Origin of the sequence: Nitratidesulfovibrio liaohensis (assembly GCF_011682075.1) — a bacterium.
In the GTDB taxonomy this organism is placed as follows: Bacteria; Desulfobacterota; Desulfovibrionia; order Desulfovibrionales; family Desulfovibrionaceae; genus Cupidesulfovibrio; species Cupidesulfovibrio liaohensis.
In genome coordinates this window covers 1-4,071 of the sequence record NZ_VSMK01000246.1, presented here as the reverse complement: position 1 = coordinate 4,071, position 4,071 = coordinate 1, and the positions used below count along the sequence as shown (strand labels likewise).

At 67.8% G+C, this 4,071-nt stretch carries 4 protein-coding genes; 2 read left to right on the top strand and 2 right to left on the bottom strand.

Annotated features, from left to right (window positions below):
* The coding region (locus FVW27_RS09480) for a thiamine pyrophosphate-dependent enzyme (RefSeq protein WP_243838321.1) at window positions 1–673 on the top strand (673 nt) is incomplete at its 5' end.
* Between the two features lie 91 nt (window positions 674–764).
* A complete protein-coding gene (gene ilvN, locus FVW27_RS09475) occupies window positions 765–1,082 on the top strand; it encodes an acetolactate synthase small subunit (RefSeq protein ID WP_167124624.1) in 318 nt (105 codons plus the stop codon).
* A 122-nt stretch (window positions 1,083–1,204) separates the two neighbouring features.
* Here ilvN and FVW27_RS09470 read toward each other — a convergent pair whose 3' ends face one another.
* Together FVW27_RS09470 and FVW27_RS09465 are read right to left on the bottom strand one after the other, a co-directional pair.
* Complete coding sequence (locus FVW27_RS09470) at window positions 1,205–2,983, bottom strand: methyl-accepting chemotaxis protein (RefSeq protein ID WP_167124622.1); 1,779 nt, start codon at window positions 2,981–2,983, stop codon at window positions 1,205–1,207.
* Between the two features lie 194 nt (window positions 2,984–3,177).
* Window positions 3,178–4,071: autotransporter outer membrane beta-barrel domain-containing protein (locus tag FVW27_RS09465; protein WP_208294721.1), on the bottom strand; the 894-nt coding region annotated here is incomplete at its 5' end.

Genomic DNA, 4,071 nt, shown 5'->3' with positions numbered 1-4,071 from the left:
CGGGCTGATCCGCTGCGCCGCCGATGCCGTGGACCACGACGCCATCGTGGCCACCGACGTGGGCCAGCACCAGATGCGCACCGCCCAGGCCTATCCCCTGCGCGGCCCGCGCCGCTGGCTGACCTCCGGCGGGCTCGGGACCATGGGTTTTGGTTTGCCCGCTGCCATCGGCGCGGCGCTGGCCCGGCCCGAGGCCACGGTGTTGTGCTTCACCGGCGACGGCAGCCTGCAGATGAACATTCAGGAACTGGCCACCGCCGCCGAGGAAGGGGTGAATGTCAAGATCCTGCTGGCCGACAACAATGCCCTGGGCCTGGTGCGTCAGCAGCAGGAATTGTTCTACGAGGGGCGGCTGGTGGCCAGCGCGTACCGGCGCAAGGTGGACTTTGCGCGCATTGCCGAAGGGTTCGGCGTGCCCGCCGTGGATCTGGACGCCAGCGAGCAGCCGTTGCGCGATCTGGCCGATGCCCTGCATGCGCCCGGACCGTGCCTGATCCGGGTCACCGTGCCCGCCGGGGCCAACGTGTACCCCATGGTGCCCCCCGGCGCGGACAACCTGCAAATGATCGGCGGCGAGCCGGAACCGGACGACGCCATGCCTACCCTGTCGGAAGATGACGATGATTGCGACACCCATGCCGATGCCACCGGAGGCCGCCATGTCCACGCCTGATACCGCACGCCCCCACCATGCCTCCCGGTCTGCCGGAAGCTCCGCGTCCGATGCCATCGGCGCGCAGGCCACCTCCGCCTGTCCCACCGCATTGGCCCCGGACGTCCGACCGCTGGTGGCCCTGCGCCTGACCGTGAACAACCACCCCGGCGTCATGTCGCACGTGTGCGGGCTGTTCGCCCGGCGGGCCTTCAACGTCGAGGCCATTCTGTGCACCCCGGTGAACGGCGGCCAGGTGAGCCGCATCTGGCTGCTGGTGAACGAGGACGAACGGCTGGAGCAGATGGTGCGCCAGGTGCGCAAGCTGCATGACGTGCTGGACGTGCGCCGCCGCCCCGCCGGGGGCGAAGGATTTGCCCGGCTGGCCGAATGCATGGCCGCGTGGGAGCGCGAGACCGCCGGGCAGTAGCGCCGTCCCTTGGCCTGAGGGATAAACGACGCGTCCCGCCACGACTGGTGCCGTGGCGGGACGCGGGGAATGCTGTGTGAGCCGGCCCCCATTGTCCTGGGGCGCGGTTGGCCGGCCAGCCCCTACCCGTCTTCGCGCATCTTGCGGATAAGCTCCTGCAACACGTGCGACTGCTGGGCCATCTCGGCCACGGCGGCGGCGGACTGGCGCATCACCTCGGCGGATTCGGCGGAAACCCGGCTGATGTCCTCGATGGACCGGTTGATTTCCTCGCTGGCGGCGGACTGTTCCTCGCTGGCCGTGGCGATGGACCGCACCTGATCCGACACCGAGGCCGCCAGATTCACGATGACCCCCAGCGACTCGCCCGATTCCGTGGCCAGTCGGGTCACCTGCTGCACGTGCTGCACCGTGTCCTCCACGTGGCCCACGTTGCGGCGGGTGCCTCCCTGAATGCCCGCGATGGCCTGTCCCACTTCCTTGGTGGCCAGCATGGTCTTTTCGGCCAGCTTGCGCACCTCGTCGGCCACCACGGCGAATCCGCGTCCCGCGTCACCGGCGCGGGCCGCCTCAATGGCGGCGTTCAGGGCCAGCAGGTTGGTCTGGTCGGCGATGTCGTTGATCACGGTCATCACCCGGCCGATGTCCTCGGCCTGGCGACCCAGTTCGCCCATGTCGACCTTGAGCTGATCGGCGGTCTGCTGCACCTGGCCGATGCCCGCCACCACCTGGCGTACCACGTCCTGTCCGCTCAGGGCCTTGTCGCGGGCGCTTTCGGCGGAACTGGCGGCCTCGCCTGCGCTGCGGGCCACTTCCAGCACGGTGGCGTTCATTTCCTCCATGGCCGTGGCGGTTTCGGACACACGCTGCATCTGGTGTTCCGCGCCGCGGCTGGCCTGTTCGATCTGCGCGGCCAGTTCCTCGGAAGCGGAACCGAGCACGCCGGTGACGCCGGTCAGGGTGTCGGCGGCCTGCAACATGCCCTCTCGCTTGGCGGATTCGGCCCGGTGTGTGGCCGCCTCTGCTTCGGCAGAGGCCTGTCTGGCCCGTTCCGATTCGGCGCGGGCCTCCGCAGAGCGGGAATCGGCCTCGCCGATCTTGTCCTTCAGCGTGGACACCATGCGGCACAGACATTCGGCCAGCACACCCACCTCGTCGCGGGCGTCCACATTCAGGCATTCTTCCAGCGCCCCGCGCGATACGGCCTCGGAGTAAGCCACGGTACGCTTCAGCGGTACGGTGACGGAGCGGGTGATGGCGGTGGCGAACCCGGCCAGCACCAGCAGCGCCAGGGTGGTGGCCCCGGCCAGCCGGTACGTGGTGTCGGTATAGCTGGCGTCGGCTTCCTCGTTGTCGGCCTTGGCCGCGTTTTCAATGACTTCGGTCAGCTGGTTGATGACCTCGCGCATGGCCTCGAACTTCACGCCCACGTCGCCCAGCGAGCTTGCGGCGGCCTTCTGGCGCGCCGCCGGGTCGCCGGAAAGGGCGGCGTCCACCACCGCGCGCGAAAGGGGCATCCAGGTGGCGCGGGCGGCGTCGTACTGCGGAATGAGCGGCTTGGCCGCATCGTCGAGAGGCAGCTTCTTGTATTTGTTCCAGCGCTCGTCCGACTGTCGCAGGTTGTCTTCGTATTCTTTCTTCAACCGATCGACAAGCTTCTTGTCCGCAGGATCCGCAAACAACAGTGAACGCTCGGCCACCAGCAACTGTTGCAGGTCTCGGTCGGCCTGTATCAGAAAATTCAGGCCAGGCAGGCGGATGTTGGAGACGTCCTTCAGGTTTTCCTGAATGGTGCGCGCCCCCATCCAGCCTGCCGTTCCAGCGGCACCTATGAAGAAAAACGCCAGCAGGGAAAGGACGACAAGCCGGGTGGTGATGCCGAACTGGCGGAGAAATCTCATGGCGGCCCTCGGATGTTACGGATTCGTGACTGATCTTCGGATAGCTTAACATTATGCGAAGGTCCACACGCAAGTATAAACAAAGAGCCGGTCCCCTGAACTTCAGGAGGTTTCAGAGTCGCCGTAACGAAGGCGACCCGCCGCAGCTCACGCTGCGGCGGGTCGCGGTAATGGCGTGTTGTCTTCGAAACGCGTCAGAACTCGTACTTCACTTGCAGCGCGCCGCTCCAACCCTGGCGCATGCCGACGTAGCCCTGTGCGCCGAGGTCCACGGAAAAGCCGCTGTCCTCCACAGGCTTCCACACCAGCCCCACTTCGCCCACGCCCGTGTCTCCGGCCAGCGACGGAGCGGCCACGCTTTGCCCGTTCACCGTGCTGCGTGCCGAACCGGCGAACTCGTGGTCCCACGCCGCGCCCACGTAGGGGCGGATGTTGGCGGTAAGGTCGTGGCTCAGGCGCGCGCCCGCGCGCAGCCGTTGCGAGTCCACCGCGTCGAAATCCAGATCGTCGCCAAAAACGGTCACGGAACTGCCCTCGGTGCGGGTCCAGAAGTACTTGCCGTACATGTCGAGGTCGGTGGTCTCGTCCAGTTCCCACACGTAGCCAAGGCCGCCGTGCGCGCCCACGTAGCCGGAGGTGGTCTGATACGAGGCCCGGCCCAGGGCAGGGTTCAGGTCGTCGCTGCGGTAGGTGGTGTGCAGGCTCCCGGCGCGGGCCGAGGCTTCCGCGTACAGGCCCTCGAGCATGCCCTGCGTGGCCTCCAGCCGTGCCAGCAGGCCGCCGCCCTGATAGTTGCTGTCGCCCCAGGCGTGAATGGAATCGTCGCCGCCGGGGCCGTCGTTGTAGCTGTCGTACGAACCCACGCCCGCCTCGAAGAACGGCCCGGCCACCAGGTCCGCGCCATCCAGCCCGAAGCGCTTGGCAAGGCCCAGCATGATCGACACCCCCCGCGCGTCCACATGCGAACCCGTGGCATAGGTGGACATGCCGCCTGAGGAGGAGCCAAATCCGCCCCAGCCGCCTTGCGCTGCTGCGCCCGCACCGGCGGCGCGGGCGGCCTGCTGGGCGCTGGCCATGCCCTGTCCGCC

Excerpts from the sequence above, each read along its gene's own strand:
- FVW27_RS09470 (WP_167124622.1), bottom strand. The coding sequence starts at position 2,983 with ATGAGATTTCTCCGCCAGTTCGGCATCACCACCCGGCTTGTCGTCCTT.